Annotated in this window: 14 protein-coding genes and 1 pseudogene; 6 read left to right on the top strand and 9 right to left on the bottom strand. The window is 72.4% G+C overall.

Translation table 11 applies throughout. The features are described from left to right. Positions 1 to 50: 50 nt before the first annotated feature. Positions 51 to 590, bottom strand: a complete 540-nt coding sequence (locus QP939_RS41115; RefSeq protein WP_285452009.1) for a hypothetical protein — start codon at positions 588 to 590, stop codon at positions 51 to 53. Beyond that, positions 587 to 1,012, bottom strand: a complete 426-nt coding sequence (locus QP939_RS41110; RefSeq protein WP_285452008.1) for a DUF6292 family protein — start codon at positions 1,010 to 1,012, stop codon at positions 587 to 589. The genes QP939_RS41115 and QP939_RS41110 overlap by 4 nt, the downstream gene beginning before the upstream one ends. Before the next feature lie 196 nt (positions 1,013 to 1,208). On the opposite strand from QP939_RS41110, the gene QP939_RS41105 reads away from it, so the two are divergent. Further along, positions 1,209 to 1,634 (top strand): DUF6292 family protein, encoded by a 426-nt coding sequence (locus QP939_RS41105; protein ID WP_285452007.1) that lies wholly within the window; start codon positions 1,209 to 1,211, stop codon positions 1,632 to 1,634. 15 nt (positions 1,635 to 1,649) lie between these two features. Beyond that, a complete protein-coding gene (locus QP939_RS41100) occupies positions 1,650 to 3,527 on the top strand; it encodes a S9 family peptidase (protein ID WP_285452006.1) in 1,878 nt (625 codons plus the stop codon). Here QP939_RS41100 and hpaD read toward each other — a convergent pair. From hpaD to QP939_RS41080, 4 genes are read right to left on the bottom strand one after another with little or no spacing between them, the layout of a single operon-like run. Continuing rightward, the gene (gene hpaD, locus QP939_RS41095; protein ID WP_285452004.1) at positions 3,510 to 4,550 is read right to left on the bottom strand and encodes a 3,4-dihydroxyphenylacetate 2,3-dioxygenase; all 1,041 of its coding nucleotides are present in this window, start codon (positions 4,548 to 4,550) and stop codon (positions 3,510 to 3,512) included. The two genes, QP939_RS41100 and hpaD, sit on opposite strands and share 18 nt — an antisense overlap. Next, positions 4,547 to 6,055: a 5-carboxymethyl-2-hydroxymuconate semialdehyde dehydrogenase gene (gene hpaE / locus QP939_RS41090; RefSeq protein WP_285452003.1), complete on the bottom strand. Its 1,509-nt coding sequence runs from the start codon at positions 6,053 to 6,055 to the stop codon at positions 4,547 to 4,549. Before hpaE ends, hpaD begins: the two co-directional genes overlap by 4 nt. After that, on the bottom strand, positions 6,052 to 6,999 hold the full coding sequence (gene dapA, locus QP939_RS41085; protein WP_285452002.1) for a 4-hydroxy-tetrahydrodipicolinate synthase: 948 nt from the start codon (positions 6,997 to 6,999) through the stop codon (positions 6,052 to 6,054). Before dapA ends, hpaE begins: the two co-directional genes overlap by 4 nt. Before the next feature lie 22 nt (positions 7,000 to 7,021). Beyond that, the gene (locus tag QP939_RS41080; RefSeq protein WP_285452001.1) at positions 7,022 to 8,431 is read right to left on the bottom strand and encodes a fumarylacetoacetate hydrolase family protein; all 1,410 of its coding nucleotides are present in this window, start codon (positions 8,429 to 8,431) and stop codon (positions 7,022 to 7,024) included. A 398-nt stretch (positions 8,432 to 8,829) separates the two neighbouring features. Between QP939_RS41080 and QP939_RS41075 the strand changes: the two are divergent. From QP939_RS41075 to QP939_RS41065, 3 genes and pseudogenes are all read left to right on the top strand, one after another. Further along, positions 8,830 to 13,375: pseudogene (locus tag QP939_RS41075) on the top strand (HAMP domain-containing protein). A gap of 4 nt (positions 13,376 to 13,379) precedes the next feature. Next, positions 13,380 to 15,752 (top strand): SpoIIE family protein phosphatase, encoded by a 2,373-nt coding sequence (locus tag QP939_RS41070; RefSeq protein WP_285452000.1) that lies wholly within the window; start codon positions 13,380 to 13,382, stop codon positions 15,750 to 15,752. Positions 15,753 to 15,792: 40 nt separating this feature from the next. Next, entirely contained in the window at positions 15,793 to 16,191 is a 399-nt protein-coding gene (locus QP939_RS41065; protein ID WP_285451999.1) for a VOC family protein, read from the top strand. Here QP939_RS41065 and QP939_RS41060 read toward each other — a convergent pair. Both QP939_RS41060 and QP939_RS41055 read right to left on the bottom strand, forming a co-directional pair. Next, positions 16,181 to 17,275, bottom strand: coding sequence for a calcium:cation antiporter (locus QP939_RS41060; RefSeq protein WP_285451998.1), 1,095 nt, complete (start codon positions 17,273 to 17,275; stop codon positions 16,181 to 16,183). The two genes, QP939_RS41065 and QP939_RS41060, sit on opposite strands and share 11 nt — an antisense overlap. 51 nt (positions 17,276 to 17,326) lie before the next feature. Continuing rightward, positions 17,327 to 18,217, bottom strand: a complete 891-nt coding sequence (locus QP939_RS41055) for a LysR family transcriptional regulator (RefSeq protein ID WP_285451997.1) — start codon at positions 18,215 to 18,217, stop codon at positions 17,327 to 17,329. 70 nt (positions 18,218 to 18,287) lie between these two features. On the opposite strand from QP939_RS41055, the gene QP939_RS41050 reads away from it, so the two are divergent. Beyond that, positions 18,288 to 20,021, top strand: coding sequence for a pyruvate dehydrogenase (locus QP939_RS41050; protein ID WP_285451996.1), 1,734 nt, complete (start codon positions 18,288 to 18,290; stop codon positions 20,019 to 20,021). A 4-nt stretch (positions 20,022 to 20,025) separates the two neighbouring features. On the opposite strand, the gene mftB is transcribed toward QP939_RS41050, so the two are convergent. Beyond that, positions 20,026 to 20,283 carry a mycofactocin biosynthesis chaperone MftB gene (mftB, locus tag QP939_RS41045; protein ID WP_285451995.1) on the bottom strand — a complete coding sequence of 86 codons (258 nt, stop codon included), beginning with the start codon at positions 20,281 to 20,283 and terminating at the stop codon, positions 20,026 to 20,028.

Raw genomic sequence — 20,283 nt, 5'->3', positions numbered from 1 at the left:
GACGTGCTCGGCGTCCCGTGCCGTGGGACCCGGGTGCCCGCGCGGAGCGCTCAGGCGACCGCGCGGAGCGGCTTTTCCGCTGCCAGCAGGGTTTCCGCGTCGGCGAGGACGGCGTCGACCGCGCGCAGCCGGGCCGCGGTGCGCCGCTCGATCTCGGCCAGCCGCTCGACGCGCTGCCGGGCGTCGTCGACAAGCGCGGCGGCGTGGGCGCGGGCGTCGGCTTCGCGGCGTTCGGCCGTTTCCTCCGCCTCGCGGACGATCGCCGCGGCCCGCTGCCGGGCCGTGCCGGTGATCCCAGCCGCCTCGGCGTGCGCGAGGTCGAGCATCCGGCGGACCCGGTCGCCGACGGCCGCCGGGTCGGCCGGGGTGCGGCAGAGCCGGTCCACGCGCGCCCACAGCTCGGCGTTCTCGGCGCGGGCCTCGTCGAGCCGTCGCGCCAGGGTTTCCGCCTCGGCGACGGCCGCGTCGCGGTCGGCGGTCAGCAGGGCGAGTTCGGCGAGCAGCTCGTCGATGCGCTCGTCGACCTGGGTGCGGTCGTAGCCGCGGAACGTCAGCGCGAAGCTCTCCGGGAGGGGCAGGGGCGCCGTCATCGGGTGGCGAGCAGCGCGGCGAGCTCGGCGGCGTCGCCCGCGGCGCGCAGCGGCACCGGGTCAGGCCGCCCGACGGTGTGGTCGTCCTGGCGCAGTGCGGTGACGAACCGGGCGACCCGCCGCGGCGACGGGATCACGGTCGTGCCGCCGAGGTAGCGCAGGACGATCAGGTCCTCGCCGGAGTGCGTCTCGACCGCCGCCGACCAGCCGCATTCCTCGTCCCAGAGCAGGGCGACGTCGCGGTCGGGGTAGTGCGGCAGCCGGGTGTCGAGGGCGACGTAGGCCGACACGGGGGAGTCGTGGTCGACGGTGCACGACTCGAGGCCGATCCCCAGTTCGGCGGTGACGTCGCGGAGGTAGCCGAGCAGGGCGGGGACGGCGGGGTGCTGGTAACCGGTCGGCAGGGCGATCGATGCGGTCACGGGGGTGCGAAACCTTTCTCGGAGGGGTTCGAACTCTTCTTCGTTCTAACATGTCATCGGAACGATGACAAGAAAGATGTCGCCGGAAAGATGACATCGCGGGTGGCGGAACCGTGCGGTTGAGTGCGGCGACGGCGGGGTATCCGGCGCTCGGACCGCGGGGATCCCGCGGCGGCACAAGGAAAGCGAGGCGGCGTTGAGCATTCTGATCGACTTCGGGCGCGACACGGAGTTCTCGTTCGAGCGGCGGCTGCGCGGGTACCTGGGCGCGGTGGCCAAGGCCGTCGGAGTGGGACTGGAGTCCTGCACGCTCGACGCGGGCACGCCCGCCGCCGCCTACATCGCCCTCGACTGGCGGCTGGCCAGGTTCCCCGACCACGACTTGGCGCTGGTCTGGGACGAGGTCCACGGCTGGGCGGCGGCGATCGAAGACGCCACCAGCGACGCCGTGACGGTGCTGGCCTACCTCGGCGGTGAGGTGCTCCCCGAACCCCGTGCGGTGGTCAAGTTTCTCGCGGCCCTGCGGGCGGACGACCCGGGGGCCGGCACGCTCGAAGCCCCGGTGCTTCGTGAAGCCGGTGACCACGAGCGGTTGCTGGCGATGGTCCCGGCCGCGGGGTGATGGCAGAGTGGGGGCATGGGGGAACTGACGGCGGAGGCCGTGGTCGACCGGATGGTGCCTCGCGAACCGCAGGTGTCTCCCGACGGCCGGTGGGTGGTGTTCGTGAACGCCCCGGCGGGGCACCCCGGAGAGCGTCCGGTGAGCGGCCTGTGGGTCGGGCCCGCCGACGGGAGCGAGCTGCCCCGGCACCTCGCGCCGAGTGCGGCGGAGGACCGGGAGCCGCGGTGGTCACCGGATTCCTCGTGGGTCTACTTCCTTTCCGACCGAGCCGAGCGCGGGAAGCGGCAGCTGTACCGGGTGGACCCGGACGGTGGTGAGCCGGAGGAGCTGACCGACCGGCGTGCGGGGGTGACGGCGTGCGCGCCGATGCCGGACGGTTCGGTGGTGCTGGTGGCGCCGGAGGAGAAGGCGGCGGCCGCCGATCCCCGGGTGCGGGTCGTTCGATCACCGTCGGCGGACGCGGTCGCGGCCGGTCCAGCCGACGCTCCTCCCACGTGGGACACCGTCGACCCGCCCGACCGGCTCTGGCTCCTGGATCCGCGAACCCGCACCGTCCACCCCCTCGGCGACTTCGGCGCCCGGCACGTCGTCGAGGCCGCCGCGCGGCCGGACGGCCACACCGTCGCCGTGCTCACGTGGTCCGTCGCCGATCGGGAGCCCGGGCGCTTCGACCCCGGCCTGGACCTCGTCGACCCCGCCACCGGTGCCCGGCAGGACCTCGGCGTCCCGGCGCACGAGGCCGGCTCGCTCACCTGGTGGCGCGACGACGCCGGCTGGCACCTGGCCTACCTCGGCGTCACCCCGCCCGGCCTGATCGGCGGCAACGCGGTCTTCGACGCCGACGGCCACCGGAACCTCACCGCCGGGATGAGTGTCTGCCCGATCGAACTGGCCGCGTCCGGCGACGGCTCGCTGCTGGCGCTCTTCGCCGAAGGTCTCGACACGACGATCCGGCGCCTCGACCCCGCCGCCGGCACCTTCACCGAGCTCCTCCTCGCCACCGGCAGCCTGCACGACCTGAGCGCGGGTGGAGGCCGGGTCGCCGTCGTCGGGAGCACCGCCACCGAGCCGGACGCCGTCCACTGCGGACCACCCGGCGGCCCGCTCACCCGGCTCGGCGAACCGCCGCTGCGCGGGATCCGCTGGGGCAGCCAGGAACGCCTGTCCTACCGGGCCGAAGACGGCCTGGAACTCGACGGCCTCCTGGTCCTCCCGCCCGGCCGAACCCGCGCCGACGGGCCCTTCCCGCTCGTCACCCTGGTCCACGGCGGCCCGTACGACCGCTGGGCCGACCGGTTCCAGCTCAACTGGTTCCGCTGCGGCCAGTGGCTGGCCGCGGCCGGGCTCGCGGTGTTCCTGCCGAACATGCGCGGCGGCATGGGCCACGGCCACGCCTTCGCCGCGAGTGTCGCGGGCGACGTCGGGGGCGCGGAGTTCACGGACCTGCTCACCGGAATCGACCTCCTCGTCGAGGCCGGTGTCGCCGACGAAGAACGGCTCGGCATCGGCGGCGGCAGCCACGGCGGGTTCGTGGCCGCCTGGGCCGTCACGCAGACGGATCGCTTCCAGGCGGCCGTCGTCAACGCGGGCGTCATCGACTGGCCGCTGCTCGCGGCGACCGGGGAGCACGGCCGGTTCGACGCCGCGCTCGGCGGCCGGGAGAACAGTCCCATCGAGTACGCCGCGAACATCCGCACCCCCGTGCTGATCCTGCACGGCGAGGGCGACACGAACGTCCCGCTGTCGCAGGCCGAACTCCTGCACCACGCCCTCGGCGACCGGCCGCACGAGTTCGTTGTCTACCCCCGGGAGAACCACTCGCTCCGCGAGCGCGCGCACCAGCTCGACTGCCTGCACCGCACCCGCGCCTGGTTCTCACACTTGCTCGCCTAGCTTGTACTCCGCCCCGGCGGTGAACGAGAAGCCGTCCGCCCCGACGGTGACGTCGGCTTCGCGCGGTTCCGCCCGCGCGACGACCGGCTGGACCACGCCGTCGAGGTCGAGCACCACCGACGCGTCGGTGTACCAGCTCGGCACCACCGGGTTGCCCCACCAGTCACGGCGCTGGGCGTCGTGGACGTCCCACGTGATCACCGGGTTGTCCGGGTCGCCCGTGTAGTAGTCGTGGGTGTAGATCTCGATGCGGTGCCCGTCGGGGTCGCGGACGTACAGGTAGAACGCGTTCGACACGCCGTGGCGACCCGGTCCGCGCTCGATCGTGCCGGGCTTGCGCAGCGCGCCCAGGTGGTCGCAGATGTGCAGGATCTGGTGCCGCTCGTGCGACGCGAACGCGATGTGGTGCAGCCGCGGGCCGTCGCCGCCGGTCAGGGCCACGTCGTGGACTGTCGGCTTGCGGAACATCCAGGCCGCGTACACCGTGCCTTCGGCGTCCTGGATGTCCTCCGACACGCGGAAACCCAGGCCCTCGTAGTACTTCCGGGCCGCCGGGACGTCGGGCGTGTCCAGGTTGAAGTGGTCCAACCGCGACAGTGCCCCGGCGCCGTGGACGTCGTAGCGCTGCGTGAACCGCTCGACGTGCTCGGCCTCGTGGAAGAACTCCACCGGGAACCCGAGCGGGTCGAGCACGCGCACCGCCTCGCCGATGCCGCGGGTCGCGCCCGCCGGACGCCGTTCCACCCGGACGCCCAGCGCGCGGTAGTAGGTCTCGGCCAGGTCGAGGTCCGCGGCACTCCGGACGCGGTAGGCCAGCACGGCGAGCGCGGGCGCCGGGCCCTTCCGCAGCACCAGCGAATGGTGCAGGTACTCCTCGAACGCCCGCAGGTACAGCGCCTCGGAATCCTCGTGGGTCACCACGAGACCGAGCACGTCGACGTAGAACGCGCGCGACGCGGCCAGGTCGGTGACGACGAGCTCGGCGTACGCGCAGCGGAGGACGTCCGGCGGGACGGCGGTCATGACTGTCCTTTCCGGACGGTGCCGAACCGGGGCGCGTGCACCGGCCCGAGCGAGACGTGGATCGCCTGCTGGTGGGTGTAGAAGTCGAGCGAGCGGTAGCCGCCTTCGTGGCCGAGGCCGGACGCCTTGACGCCGCCGAAGGGCGTGCGCAGGTCGCGGACGTTGTGCGAGTTCAGCCAGACCATCCCGGCCTCGACCGACTGCGCGAACGTGTGGGCCCGCTCGAGGTTCGACGTCCACAGGTAGGCGGCGAGCCCGTACTTGACGTCGTTGGCCAGCGCCAGCGCTTCGGCTTCGGTGTCGAACGGGGTCAGCGCGACCACCGGGCCGAAGATCTCCTCCTGGAAGATCCGCGCGGTCGGCGGCACGTCGGCGAACACCGTGGGCGCGACGTAGTTGCCGGTGTCCAATCCGGACGGACGACCGCCGCCCGCCAGCAGCCTGCCCTCCGACTTGCCCAGCTCGACGTAGCGCATCACCTTCTCGTAGTGCTCCGGGTGGACCAGCGCGCCGACTTCGGTGGCCGGGTCGTGCGGGTCGCCCACGACGATGTCGGCCGCCCGCTCGGCGTACCGCGCGCAGAACTCGTCGTAGACCGGGCGCTCGACGAGGATGCGGCTGCCCGCGGTGCAGCGTTCGCCGTTGAGGGAGAACACGCCGAACAACGTCGAGTCGAGCGCGGCGTCGAGGTCGGCGTCGGCGAACACGATGGCCGGGGACTTGCCGCCCAGCTCCATCGACATGCCCTTGAGGTGCGTCGCGCAGTTCCGGTAGATCGTCTGCCCGGTCGTGGTTTCGCCGGTGAAGGAGATCAGCGGGACGTCCGGGTGTTTCACCAGTGCGTCACCCGCTTCCTCGCCGAAGCCGTTGACCAGGTTGAAAACCCCGGGCGGGAGTCCGGCGTCGGCGAAGATCCCCGCCCACAGGCTCGCCGACAGCGGCGTGAACTCGGCCGGTTTGAGGACCACCGGGCACCCGGAAGCCAGCGCGGGCGCGAGCTTCCAGCTCTCCAGCATGAACGGCGTGTTCCACGGCGTGATCAGCCCGGCGACGCCGACCGGCTTGCGGTGCACGTAGTTCACCTGCCGCCCGGGCACCTGGTAGGTGTCGTCGGACTGGGCGACGACCAGGTCGGCGAAGAACCGGAAGTTCTCGGCCGCGCGCTGTGCCTGCCCGAGCGCCTGGGTGATGGGCAGGCCGGTGTCGAACGTCTCCAGCTCGGCGAGCCGGGCGTCCTGGGCCTCGACGGCGTCGGCGATCCGGTTCAGGACCCGCGCGCGGGCCCGGGGGAGCAGGCGCGGCCACGGGCCGTCGGTGAACGCCGCGCGCGCCGCCGCCACCGCCCGGTCGACGTCCTCGGCCTGGCCCGCGGCCGCCGTGACGTACGGCGTGTTGGTCACCGGGTCGAGGACGTCGAACGTCTTGCCGGACACGCTGTCGACGAGTTCGCCGCCGATGTAGTGCTTCAGCTCGCCCGGCAGTCCGTCCGGGACGTGGTGGGTCATCCTTTTCCTCCCAGGGTGAAGCCGTCGACCGGGCTGAGGTACCGGGAGCCTTCGGCCATGAGGTCCTTGATCCGCGCGACACCGGATTCGGACGGCGGGATCAGCGGCGGCCGGACGTGCCCGGAGGCGATCAGCCCGCGCTGCTCCAGCACCCACTTGCCGGGCGCCGGGTTGGTCTCGACGAACAGCAGGTCGACCAGGGGGTGCAGGCCGTAGTGGAGTTCCCGCGCCCGTTCGTGGTCGCCGGACTGCCACGCCGTGTACAGCTCGGCGCACGCGGCCGGGGCGATGTTGGCCGTCGCGCTGACGAACCCGGCACCGCCCAGCGCGAGCAGCGGCAGGCAGAGCAGCTCGATCCCGGACCACACCAGCAGCTCCCGCCCGCACCGGTGCAGCACGCGCGAGAAGTGCTCGAAGTCCTTGGTCGTCTCCTTGATCCCGACGAAGTTGTCGCACGAGCGGTACAGCCGCGCGACGGTTTCGGGCGCGAGGTCGACCGCGGTCCGGCTCGGCACGTTGTAGGCGACGATCGGCAGGTCCGGGAACTCGCGGCAGACGGTGCGGTACCAGACGAACAACGCGTCCTGCGTCGGCCGCGCGTAGTACGGCGTGATGACCAAGGCGGCGTCGATCCCGGCGGCGCGCGCCGCGGCCGTCAGTTCCAGGGTTTCCTCCAGCTTCGCCGAGCCCGTGCCCGGGACGAATGGAACGCGGTCGCCGACCTCCGCGGCCACCGTGCGGATCGCTTCGGCGCGCTCGGCGACCGTCTGCGAGCCGGGTTCACCGGTGGAGCCGCCGATCGAGATGCCGTGCGAGCCCGAGGCGAGCTGCCAGCGCACGAGGTTCGTCAGTCCCTCGTGGTCGACCGCGCCCGCGGCGGTGAACGGCGTCATCAGCGGCGCGATCGACCCGCGGATGGCCTGGGGGTCGGAGCGGAAGCGCATGGGTGTCCTTCCTACGGTCGGGTCAGCGCTTTTCGAGCCAGGTGGCGTACTTCGCGCGCCAGTGCTCGTCCATCGGGTAGAGCCCCTCGACGCGCTCGCCCGCGGCGACCCGCTCGGCGATGAACGTCTCCTGCCGCTCCTGCTCGACCGCCGCGTCGACGACCTCCTCGACCAGGTGCAGCGGGATGACCAGGACCCCGTCGCCGTCGCCCGCGATGACGTCGCCGGGGCACACCGCGGCGCCGCCGCAGGCGATCGCGACGTCGACGTCCCACGGCACGTGCCGTCGGCCGAGCACCGCCGGGTGCGGGCCGGCGTGGTAGGTGGGGATGTCCAAAGCGGACACCGCGGCCAGGTCGCGGACGCCGCCGTCGGTGACGATCCCGGCCGCCCCGCGCACCTGCGCCCGCAACGCCAGGATGTCGCCGACCGTGCCGGTCCCGCGTTCTCCGCGCGCCTCGATGACGAGGACGTCGCCGGGGCCGAGGCTGTCGACCGCCCGCTTCTGCGCGTTGTAGCCGCCGCCGTGCTCCTTGAACAGATCCTCGCGGTAGGGCAGGTACCGCAGGGTGCGGGCGCGGCCGGTGAGCCGGGTGCCCGGCCGGGTCGAGGTGAGCTCGTCGATCGACACGGCGTCGTAGCCGCGCTTGCGCAGCTGGGCGGACAGCGTCGCGGTGCCGACGGACTCGATCCGCTCGCGCAGCTCCGGTGTCAGGTCGAAGCCCGGTTCGGCCGTCCCGTACGCGTCCGCGCGGTGCTGCTCGTCAACGCGGGGGAGGGCACCGTACGGCCCGAACGGGACGGTTCCGGCGGCGACGGTCGTGACCAGGCGGCCGGTGGTGTGCCCGGCCGTGTCGACCTCCACCTCGACGATGTCGCCGGGGACGGCGACCGACGCACCCGCCGGGGTACCGGTCAGGACGACGTCGCCGGGTTCGAGGGTGATCAGCTGGGAGAGGTCCGCGACCAGCCGCCCGAAGCCGAACAGCAAGCCGGCGGTGGTGTCCTCCTGGACCAGCTCGCCGTTGAGCCACGTGCGCAGGCGCAGGGCCGCGGGATCGATGTCCGCCGCCGGCAGCACCGCCGGGCCGAGCGGGGTGAAGCCGTCGCCGCCCTTGGACCGCAGGTTGCTGCCCTTGTCGGCGTACCGCAGGTCGTAGACGCCGAAGTCGTTGGCGGCGGTGACCCCGCCGACGTACGACCAGCCGTCTTCGGGGCCGACGCGGCGGGCGGTGCGGCCGATGACCAGCGCGATCTCTCCTTCGAAGCCGAGCAACTCGGTCCCGGCCGGGCGTTCGAGAACGGCACCGCTCGCCGCCACCGACGTCGGCGGCTTGAGGAAGTACGACGGCTGCTGCGGCACCCGGCCGCGCTGGGCGGCGCGGGACCGGTAGTTGAGGTGCAGCGCGATGATCTTGCCGGGCCGGAACATATCCCAAATCATATACGATCGGCGGCGGAAGGGAACCCCTTCGCCGCGTCAAGGCTCGCGGGTCCACAGGGGACGGTCTGTGGCCACCCTCCACTGTGGATAGTCCACTGTGGACCTGACGACGGGCATGACGAAGGCCGGTGCCGCCGGGAGCGCGCGTCACCGGGCGCCGCGGCCCGCGTTCAGCCGAACGGGGTAACGCGGCCGGATGGTCTGGGAGAGAAGGAAAGGCTTGCGAGCACCGCCTGGAGAACGCTCGTGGACACGGGCGCGGCTGGTTGCTCAACCGTTGCCCTGGAGTCTAGTGCAGTTGCACTATGCTGGACCATCCGGTGTGCACATCGGAACGGCGCCGGGGCGCCGAAAACCGAAGAAACGGGTGGCGGATGGGTGGGGCAATGGTCGAGGGGACGCGCCCGGGTGCCAACGGCGCGGTCGCAGGCGTGGGCGAGGCGGGGGAGCAGGAGCTGCGCCGGTTGCTGGCCGGCCTGACCGCCGTGCGCGACGGTGACTTCGGCATCCGGCTGCCCGGTGGGGCCGATGGGCTGCTCGGCGAGATCGCCACCGTGTTCAACGGCATGGCCGACCAGCTGTCGCTGTTCACCTCCGAGGTCACGCGCGTCGCGCGGGAGGTCGGCAGCGAGGGCCAGCTGGGTGGCCAGGCGAAGGTCCCCGGCGTGTCCGGCACGTGGAAAGACCTCACCGACTCGGTGAACGCCATGGCGGGGAATCTCACCACCCAGGTGCGCGACATCGCGCAGGTGGCGACCGCGGTGGCGAAGGGCGACCTGTCGCAGAAGATCGACGTCGACGCGCGCGGCGAGATCCTGGAGCTGAAGGACACCGTCAACACGATGGTGGACCAGCTGTCGTCGTTCGCGGACGAGGTCACCCGGGTGGCGCGTGAGGTGGGCAGCGAAGGCCGCCTCGGCGGGCAGGCCCAGGTGCCCGGCGTCGGCGGCGTGTGGCGCGACCTCACCGACTCGGTGAACTTCATGGCCGGGAACCTGACCGACCAGGTCCGCAACATCGCCCAGGTGACGACGGCGGTCGCGAAGGGCGATCTCTCGCAGAAGATCACCGTCGACGCGCGCGGCGAGATCCTCGAACTCAAGAACACGATCAACACGATGGTGGACCAGCTGTCGTCGTTCGCCGACGAAGTCACGAGAGTGGCGCGCGAGGTGGGCACCGAGGGACGGCTGGGCGGCCAGGCCGACGTCAAGGGTGTCTCGGGCACCTGGCGCGACCTCACCGACTCGGTGAACTTCATGGCGGGCAACCTGACCGACCAGGTCCGCAACATCGCCCAAGTCGCCACCGCGGTGGCCAAGGGCGACCTCTCCCAGAAGATCAACGTCACCGCCCGCGGCGAGGTCCTCGAAGCTCAAGGACACGCTGAACACGATGGTGGATCAGCTGTCCGCGTTCGCGGACGAGGTCACCCGGGTGGCGCGTGAGGTGGGCACGGAAGGCCGTCTCGGCGGCCAGGCCGACGTCAAGGGCGTCTCCGGCACCTGGAAGGACCTCACCGAGTCGGTCAACGTCATGGCCGACAACCTCACCGCGCAGGTCCGCTCGATCGCGCAGGTCACCACCGCGGTCGCGCGCGGTGACCTCTCGCAGAAGATCCGGGTCGACGCCCGCGGCGAGATCCTCGAGCTGAAGGACACCATCAACACGATGGTCGACCAGCTGTCCGCGTTCGCGGACGAGGTCACCCGGGTGGCGCGTGAGGTCGGTACCGAGGGCAACCTCGGCGGCCAGGCCACGGTTCGCGGCGTGTCCGGGACCTGGAAGAACCTCACCGACAACGTCAACGTGATGGCGTCCAACCTGACCGGCCAGGTGCGCTCGATCGCCCAGGTCGCCACGGCGGTCGCGCGCGGTGACCTGTCCCGCAAGATCACCGTCGAGGCCAAGGGCGAGGTCGCGGCGCTGGCGGACGTCATCAACACGATGGTCGACACGCTGTCCGCGTTCGCCGACGAGGTCACGAGAGTGGCCCGCGAGGTCGGCACCGAGGGCATGCTCGGCGGGCAGGCCCGGGTGCCGAACGTCGCGGGCACGTGGAAGGACCTCACCGACAACGTCAACTCGATGGCGAACAACCTCACCGGGCAGGTCCGCAACATCGCCCAGGTGACCACCGCCGTCGCCCAGGGCGACCTGACCCGCAAGATCGACGTCGACGCGCGCGGCGAGATCCTCGAGCTCAAGACCACGATCAACACGATGGTCGACCAGCTCTCGGCGTTCGCCGCGGAGGTCACGCGGGTGGCGCGCGAGGTCGGCAGCGAAGGCCGCCTCGGCGGCCAGGCCGAGGTCGAAGGCGTGTCCGGCACCTGGAAGCGGCTCACCGAGAACGTCAACGAGCTGGCCGGGAACCTCACCCGGCAGGTCCGCGCGATCGCCGAGGTCACCAGCGCCGTCGCGGAGGGCGACCTGACCCGCTCGATCACGGTCGACGCCTCGGGCGAGGTCGCCGAGCTGAAGGACAACATCAACTCGATGGTGGAGTCGCTGCGCGAGACGACGCGGGCGAACCAGGAGCAGGACTGGCTCAAGTCCAACCTGGCCACGATCACCGGGCTGATGCAGGGCCGCCGGGACCTCGCCGTCGTCGCGGCCGCGGTGATGGACGAGCTGGTCCCGATGGTCAACGCCCAGTACGGGGCGTTCTACCTGGCTGACGACACCGCCGAGGTGCCGGAGCTGCGGCTGATCGGCGCGTACGGACACCCCGACGACGGCGACGGCCCGGCCATCCGGTTCCGGATCGGCCAGTCGCTGGTCGGGCAGGCCGCGCGCAGCCGCCGCCCGATCGTCGTCGACGACGTCCCGCCCGGCTACGCCACGATCTCCTCCGGCCTCGGCCGGACCGCGCCCGCCAGCGTGATCGTGCTGCCGATCGTCGTCGAGGACCAGGTGCTCGGCGTGCTCGAACTGGCGTCGGTGCACGGCTTCACCGCCGTGCACCGGGCGTTCCTCGAACTGCTGATGGAGCAGATCGGCGTCAACGTCAACAGCATCGTCGCCAACGCCCGCACCGACGAGCTGCTCGGCGAGTCGCAGCGGCTGACCGCCGAACTGCAGGCCCGCTCCGAAGAACTCCAGGCGCGGCAGGAAGAACTCCAGTCGTCGAACGCCGAACTGGAGGAGAAGGCCGCGCTGCTGGTCACGCAGAACCGCGACATCGAGACGAAGAACCTGGAGATCGAGCAGGCGCGCCAGGAGCTGGAGGCCCGCGCCCAGCAGCTGACCCTGGCGTCGAAGTACAAGTCGGAGTTCCTGGCCAACATGAGCCACGAGCTGCGCACCCCGCTCAACAGCCTGCTCATCCTCGCCCAGCTGCTCGCGCAGAACCCCACGCGCAACCTCACCGCGAAGCAGGTCGAGTACGCGGGCATCATCCACTCCGCCGGGTCGGACCTGCTGCAGCTGATCAACGACATCCTCGACCTGTCGAAGGTCGAGGCCGGGAAGATGGACGTCACCCCGGAGCAGGTGCCCCTGCGCGGGCTGCTGGACTACGTCGAGGCGACGTTCCGGCCGATGACCTCGCAACGCAACCTGGACTTCCGGATCACCGTCGCGCCGGGCTCGCCGTCCGAGCTGCTCACCGACGACTCGCGGCTGCGGCAGGTGCTGCGCAACCTGCTGTCGAACGCGGTGAAGTTCACCGAGGTCGGCGGGATCGAGCTGCACATCGAGCCGGTGGACCCGGAAACCCTGCCCCGGCCGCTGCGGGCGTACGGGCCCGCCGTCGCCTTCCGGGTCACCGACACCGGGATCGGGATCGCCGAGCACCAGCTGGAGTCGATCTTCGGCGCGTTCCAGCAGGCGGACGGCACCACCAGCCGCAAGTACGGCGGCACCGGGCTCGGCCTGTCGATCAGCCGGGAGATCGCCCAGCTGCTCGGCGGGTTCATCACCGCCGAAAGCACCCTCGGTGAGGGCAGCACGTTCACCTTCTCGCTACCGGTCGCGCGGCCGGACTTCGCGCCGCTGCCCGCGGGCGAGCACACCCGGATCGCCGTCACCGGCGGCGACTCCGGTGCCACGCCGTCGGCGCCCCGCGCGCACCGGCGGCTGCTCGTCGTGGAGGAGCGTCAGCACGGGCTGCTGACGCTCGTCGCCGAGAGCGCCGCCGCAGACCTGGCCGACAGCCGGGACATCGGCCTCTCGCCCGCCGACGTCGAGATCGTCACGGCGGTCGGCACCGAGGAGGCCGCGGCCGCGCTCGCCACCGACGCCTACCACTGCGTCGTGCTCGACCTCGACCTGCCCGACCGGACCGCGTTCGGCTTCCTCGACGCGATGCAAGGCGACAGCGCGCTGCGGCTGGTCCCGGTGCTCGCGCACAGCAGCCGTCGCCTCGACGTCGAGCTGGCGCAGCTGGTGCAGTCCCGCGCGGACATGCAGTCGCTCGAAGTGTTGTCGGGCCTGGACGAGCTGCGCGAGCGGATCGCGCTGCACCTGTCGGCCGAGGAGCCCGGCGCGGTGCTGCCGCTGGTCCGCCCGGAGGAGCCGGCCGCGCCGGTGCGGGCGGCCGACGTCGACACGACGCTGGCCGGGCGCACGGTGCTGATCGTCGACGATGACCCGCGCAACGTCTACGCGCTGACCGGGATCCTGGAGCTGCACGGGATGCAGGTGCTGCACGCCGAAGACGGCCGCAAGGGCGTCGAGACGGTCGCGGCGCACCCGGGCATCGACCTGATCCTGATGGACGTGATGATGCCGGAGATGGACGGCTACACCGCGACGGCGACGATCCGCGCGATGCCCGAGCACGCGGACATCCCGATCGTCGCGGTGACGGCGAAGGCGATGCCGGGCGACCGCGAGAAGAGCCTTGCCTCGGGCGCGACGGACTACGTGACCAAGCCGGTCGACGCGGACGACCTGATCGCCCGCATCAAGCGGCACGTGACGGCGTGATCGGGTGACCGCCGAAGAGGAGACCTTCCCGGTGCTCGCGCCGCCCGCCGAGGTGTCCGCCAACCTGGCCCGGCTCGCCGACACCGTCGCGCGGCTGCGCGGCGAGGTCGACCACGCGCAGGCCGTCGCGGACGGCCGTGCGCTGATCGAGCTGGCCAAGGGCGTCCTGATGGAACGCCTGCACTGCACGCCGTCCGACGCGGCGCGGCAGCTGGAGTCGCTCGCCGAACGCGCGGGGATGACCCCGCTCGAGTTCGCCGCGGACGTCGTCGGCGAGGCCGCCGAGGACCGGATCACCGAGGTGGCACAGGAGTTCCTGGCCCAGACCGAGCGCGACGGTTCGGTCGCGGTGCGGCTGCGCACGGCCGAAAGCGGCGTGCTCGCGGCGGGCGACACCCAGCGCGTCGCGGAGTCCATTTTGGAGCACGCGCTGCGGCCGCTCGGCGCGACCGCGGTCGCCGTCTGGCTGGCCGGGCCCGACGGGTCGTTGACCCTGGCCGGGTCGGCCGGGTTCTCGGCCGAAGAGGCGGCCCGCTGGCGGTACGTCCCACCGGGTGTGGCGACCCCGGCCCGCAGCGCGTTGCTCGAGCGCGACACGGTCTGGCTCCCGACGTTGTCCGCGGCCGGGCTGCCGTCGATCGGGCAGCACACGCTGGGTGCGGGCGGCCGGGTCGCGGTCCCGACCGGCACCGGCGGGCGCATCATCGGCGTCGTCGAGATGTGCTGGCCGGACCCGCTGCCCGCCGAACCGGGGCGGCAGCGCCGTCAGCTGGAGGCGTTGGCCGAGCTGTGCGCGCACACGCTCGACACGTGGGACGGCGTGATCGCACCGGTGGCGGCCGACGGTTCCGGCGACTTCCTCGGCGAGCTCGTCGACTTCATCGACGGCCTGCACGACCCGGCGGTGCTGCTGTCGCCGTGCCTCGACGGCGGGCGGTTGAGCGACTTCCGCATCCACCACGCGAACGTCCGGTTCGCCGACCCGGGCGGGCGCCCGCGCAGCAGGATCGTCGGCACCCGGCTGCTGGAGGCGTATCCGCTGGCCGCGGAGGAAAGCGGCCTGCTGGACAAGATCCAGCGCGTCTACGCGACGGGCGAGCCGTTCCGCGCGGACAGCATGGCGGTGACGACGCTGGTCGACCAGGTGCCGCTGACCGTCCTGACCGACATCAGCGTCACCCGCTTCGCCGGAAACGTGCTGCTGATCCTGCGCATCCAGGACGACGCGGCGAAGCTGGCGGTGCTCCTGCAGCACGCCCAGCGGCTGGGGCGCATCGGCGGTTTCGAAGAGAACGTGGTGACGGGCGAGATCACCTGGAACACGGAGCTGTTCTCGCTGTACGGCCTGCCCCCGAACGCGACGCCGTTGTCGCTGCACGACCTGGCGGCGAACGCCCACGCGGACGACGCCCAGGCGATCGGCCGGTTCCTGCGCGCGGTCCTCCACCACCGGCGGCCGTCATCGACGGCGTTCCGCCTGCAGCGTTCCGACGGGGTGGCCCGCCACATCCGGGTGGTGGCCGAGCCGGTCGTCGACGGCCGCGGTGAGCTGATCGCGGTCCGCGGTGCCTACCAGGACGTGTCGGCCCAGCACTGGACCGAGGTGGCCCTGGCGGCAACGCGCGACAGGCTGGCCGAAACCGAGCAGGAGGCGATCGAGCGCAACCGCTTGGCCCTGCAGCTGCAGCACGCGATCATGCCCCCGGCGAGGGCACCGCTGGACATGCCGGGCTTGCGAGCTGCGGTCCGCTACCGGCCGGCGGAGAAGGAGCACCTGGTCGGCGGCGACTGGTACGACGCGGTGGCGTTGCCGACGGGGGAGATCCTGCTGTGCGTGGGCGACGTGGCGGGCCACGGAATCGACGCGGCCACTGGCATGGTGAGCCTGCGCAACGCCCTGCGCGGCCTCGCGGCGACCGGCGCCGGACCCGCCCAGCTGCTCACCTGGCTCAACCTGGTGGCCTACCACCTCACCGACCACGTGACGGCGACGGCGGTCGCGGCCGTCTACGACCCGGCCCACCGGAAGCTGCGCTGGGCGCGGGCCGGGCACCTGCCGCCGATCGTCCGGCACGCGAACGGCGAGGCGACGACGTTGCCGCTGATCCGCGGCTCCCTGCTCGGCGCGGTCCGGGACGTGTCCTACCAGGAGGAAGAGGTCCAGCTCGGCGAGGGCGACATCCTGCTGATCTACACCGACGGCCTGATCGAGCGCCGCGACCGGCCGGTGCAGGAGTCGGTGGCGCGGCTGGTGACCCTGGTGGAGGGCCACGACGGCGGGCTGGAGCACCAGCTGGACACCTTGCTGACGTTCAGCACGGCCGACACCGACGACGACACCTGCGTGGTCGGCATCGAGGTCACGAAGGCGCCGTGAGCGCTGGCTTCGGCCCGGCCGCTGTGCTGTGCTGGACGCCATGGCCACCGTGAGCGTCCGGTACATCGTCGACGACGTCGATGCCGCGATCGCCTTCTACCGCGAGCACCTCGGGTTCACCGAGCGGATGCACCCCGCGCCCGGTTTCGCGATGCTCGCGCGGGGCGACCTCCGGCTGTTGCTCTCCGCGCCGGGCGGCGGCCCGGGCGGTGGGGCCGCGGTCGGTGGGGTCGCGCCCGCGCCGGGCGGGTGGAACCGGTTCGCCCTCGAGGTCGACGACCTGGCCGCCGAGGTCGAGCGGCTGAAGGGCGCCGGAGCGGTGCTGCGCGGCGAGATCGTGCACGGCGTGGGCGGTGACCAGGTGCTCGTCGAGGACCCGTCGGGCAACCCCGTCGAGCTGTTCCAGCCGACCCGCCCCGAGGCGCGCCTCAGGGGTTGACCGCCAGGACCAGGAACCCGGCCAGCAGGACCAGGTGCACGCCACCCTGCAGGCGGGTGGCGCGTCCGGGGACCACGGTCAGGACGCTGACCACCACGGTCAGGGCCAGCAGGACGATCTGCGTCGAGCCGAGGCCCAGCAGCAGCTCGGTCGGCAGCCACACGGACGCGAGCGCGATCGCCGGGATCGTCAGGCCGATGCTGGCGATCGCCGAACCGTAGGCGAGGTTCAGGCTGATCTGCATCCGGTCGCGCTGGGCCGCGCGGACCGCCGCGAGCGTCTCCGGCAGCAGGACCAGCAACGCGATCACGACGCCGACGAACGACTGCGGGAACCCGGCCGCGCGCACGCCCGCCTCGATCGCCGGGGACTCCACCTTCGCCAGCCCGACCACCGCGACCAGGGCCACCAGCAGCAGGGCGAGGCTGCCCAGGGCCGCCCGGTTCGACGGCGGGTCGGCGTGGTCGTCCTCCTTGACCTCGCCGTCGGCCGCCACCGGGAGGAAGAAGTCGCGGTGGCGGACCGTCTGGGTCAGCACGAACGTCCCGTACAGCACGAGCGACGCGAGGGCCGCGAACGTCAGCTGGGCGGGGGAGAACGCCGGGCCGGGGGTGCTGGAGGTGAACGTCGGCAGCACCAGGCTCAGCGTCGCCAGCGTCGCGACGGTGGCCAGCGCGGCGCCGCTGCCTTCGGGGTTGAACAGCGTCGCGCCGTAGCGGCGGGCGCCGACGAGCAGGGCGATGCCGACGATGCCGTTGGTCGTGATCATCACCGCGGCGAACACCGTGTCCCGCGCCAGCGAACCGGCTTCGGGGCCGCCGGAGACCATCATCGTGACGATCAGCGCGACTTCGATGACCGTGACCGCCACCGCGAGCACCAAGGACCCGAACGGTTCCCCGACCCGGTGCGCGACGACCTCGGCGTGGTGCACGGCGGCGAGCACGGTCGCACCGAGCGCAACGGCGACGACGGCGACGAAGACCGGTCCGAGGTCGCGGCCCCAGGCCAGCGCCAGCACGACGACGGCGAGCACGGGCGTGACGGAGGTCCAGGACGTCAGGAAGGATCTCAGCGCGGCCATGCTTTCACCCTGGCACACGCGAGGTGATCTCGCGGGTCCGCCGGGCGTGTCTCACATCGTCCCTTGTGGACGGTCGAACGAGTCGAGCACGTGCCGGCGGAAGGTTTCGCTCAACGGCGGGAGGGTCCGCCCGGCCGCCCAGGCGAGGCCGATGTCACGCGCGGCGTCCACATCGGTCAGTTCCAGGTGCGGTGCGGGGAACTCCGCGGAGTGCGGCAGTGGCAGCACGGACACCCCGAGCCCGGCGGTGACGAGCCCGCGCAGCGTCTCGACCTCGTCTCCCTCGAACCCGATGCGCGGGGTGAACCCGGCTTCGGCGCACAGCCGCTCGGTCGTCTCGCGCAGGGCGTACCCGGGCCGCAGGAGGATGAACGTCTCGTCCGCGACGTCGGCGAGGCGGACGCGGCGGTGTCCGGCGAGCCGGTGGTGCGGCGGGACGGCCAGCCGCAGCGGCTCGACGAGCAGGCGCGTCCACTCCAGCTGGGCGTGCCCGGGGTCGCCGCTGGTGATGACGAGGTCCGCGGTGCCGTCGAGCAGCTCGGCCTCGAGCCCGGCCTCGCCGTGCTGACGCAGTTCGAAGCGGGCGCCGGGGTGCTCGGCGAGGAACCCGCTCAGCACCTCGGGCACCAGCCACGTCCCGAACGTGTGCAGGAAGGCCAGCGGCACGACCCCGGTGCCCGGCGCGACGATCTCGCCGACCTCGCGCAGGCCCTGGTCGAGCTGGTCGAGCACGAGGTCGACGTGCCGCTTGAAGGCGTGCCCGGCCGGGGTCAGCCGCAGCACCCGGCCGGACCGGCGGAACAGCTCGGCGCCGGCGTCGTGCTCCAGCCGCCGCAACGCCCGCGAGAGCGCGGGCTGGGTGAGGTGGCCACGCGCGGCGGTCTCGGTGACGGTCGCGCCCGCGGCGACTTCCCGGAAGAGCCGCAGCGTCTGGACGTCCATGCGCCCAGTGTATGGATTTTCCCCCAATCAGGCATTGGACGCATGCGTCGGACCAGGCCACCCTGGAGGTATGGCAACGGTGGCAGAACAGCTGGTCAGGACCCTGCGGGACGCGGGGGTCGAACGCATCTACGGCATCGTGGGCGACAGCCTCAACCCGATCGTCGACGCGGTCCGCCGCACCGACGGCATCGAGTGGGTGCACGTCCGCCACGAGGAGACCGCCGCCTTCGCCGCAGCGGCCGAAGCGCAGGTCACCGGCAAGCTCGCGGTGTGCGCGGGCAGCTGCGGGCCGGGCAACCTGCACCTGATCAACGGCCTCTTCGACGCGCACCGCTCGGGCGCGCCGGTGCTGGCGATCGCGTCGCACATCCCGTCCACCCAGATCGGCACCGGCTTCTTCCAGGAGACCCACCCGGACCGGCTCTTCGCCGAATGCAGCCACTTCAGCGAGGTCGTCGCCGACCCGGCGCAGCTGCCGCGGCTGCTGCGGATCGCGACCCAGGCCGCCGTCGGCAAGGGCGGCGTCGCGGTGCTGACCATCCCCGGCGACCTCGCCGACCGCAAGGCCACCGGCCCGCTCACCGAGCGGCTCCCGCTGGTCACGCCGTCGCCGGCGGTGCCGCCCGCGGAGGTGGTCCAGGAGCTCGCCGACCTGCTGAACTCGGGGGAGAAGGTGATGCTCTTCGCGGGCGCGGGGGTCCGCGGCGCGCACGACGAGGTCATGGCGGTGGCGGAGAAGCTCGCCGCGCCGGTCGGGCACTCGCTCGGCGGCAAGGAGTGGATCCAGTTCGACAACCCCTTCGACGTCGGCATGAGCGGCCTGCTCGGGTACGGCGCCTGCTACGACGCGATGCACGAGGCCGACCGGATCGTCCTGCTGGGCACCGACTTCCCGTACGACAAGTTCCTGCCGCAGGCCCGCACGATCCAGGTCGACCACGACGCCTCGCGCCTCGGCCGCCGCACGCCGCTGGACCTGGCCGTGCACGGCGACGTGAAGGAGACCCTCAAGGCAGTGCTGCCGCTGCTACGCCCGCGTGCCGACCGCGGGTTCCTCGACCGGATGCTGCGCGAGCACGTGCGGAAGCTGGAGAAGGTCGTCGGCGCGTACACGGGGAAGATCGAGCAGCGCCGGCCGATCCACCCCGAGTACGTCGCTTCGGTGCTCGACGAGGTCGCCGCCGATGACGCCGTGTTCACCGTGGACACCGGCATGGGCAACGTCTGGGCCGCGCGGTACCTGACCCCGAACGGCCGTCGCCGTGTGCTCGGCTCGTTCCGGCACGGCAGCATGGCGAACGCGCTGCCGCACGCGATCGGCGCGCAGCTCGCCCAGCCGGGCCGCCAGGTGGTGTCGCTGTCGGGCGACGGCGGGCTCGCGATGCTGATGGGCGATCTGCTGACGCTGCCCGCCTACGACGTCCCGGTGAAGGTCGTGGTGTTCAACAACGCCACGCTGGGCATGGTGAAGCTGGAGATGCTCGTCGACGGCCTCCCGGACTTCGGCACCGACCACCCGCCGGTGAACTTCGCGGCGATCGCGGCGGCGTGCGGCATCCACTCGGCCCGCGTCGAAGACCCCGGCGACGTCCGCGGCGCGCTGGAGAAGGCGTTCGCCCACCCCGGCCCGGCCGTGGTCGAGGTGGTGACCGACCCGAACGCGCTGTCGATCCCGCCGCGGATCACCGGCGAGATGGTGCGCGGCTTCGCCCTCGGCGCGACGAAGACCGTGCTCAACGGCGGGGTCGGCAAGATGGTCGACCTGGCCCGGGCCAACCTGCGCAACACCCCGCGCCCGTAGCGGCTCACGGGTCGGCGATGATCACGCCGGTGGCGGCGAGGTGCTCCAGTGCCGCCACCACCCGCGCCCGGGTCGTCTCGCTCAGCTCCGCGGCGTCGAGCGCGTCGCGGGCCGTGGCGTGCATGACCAGGTCGCGGACGAAGCGGACCACGTCCGGGGTGCCGAGCAGGCACCCCTCGCGGCGCTCGCACTGGTGGGCGAGCGCCTCGAAGGGACCACGCGGGTTGACCCGGTACGGTGCGTCGAGGTCCACTGTGGACAC

This window comes from Amycolatopsis nalaikhensis, from assembly GCF_030264295.1.
Lineage (GTDB): Bacteria > Actinomycetota > Actinomycetes > Mycobacteriales > Pseudonocardiaceae > Amycolatopsis > Amycolatopsis nalaikhensis.
Note: the sequence above shows the minus strand (reverse complement) of the source record. Positions and strands in the feature narration are given on the sequence as shown.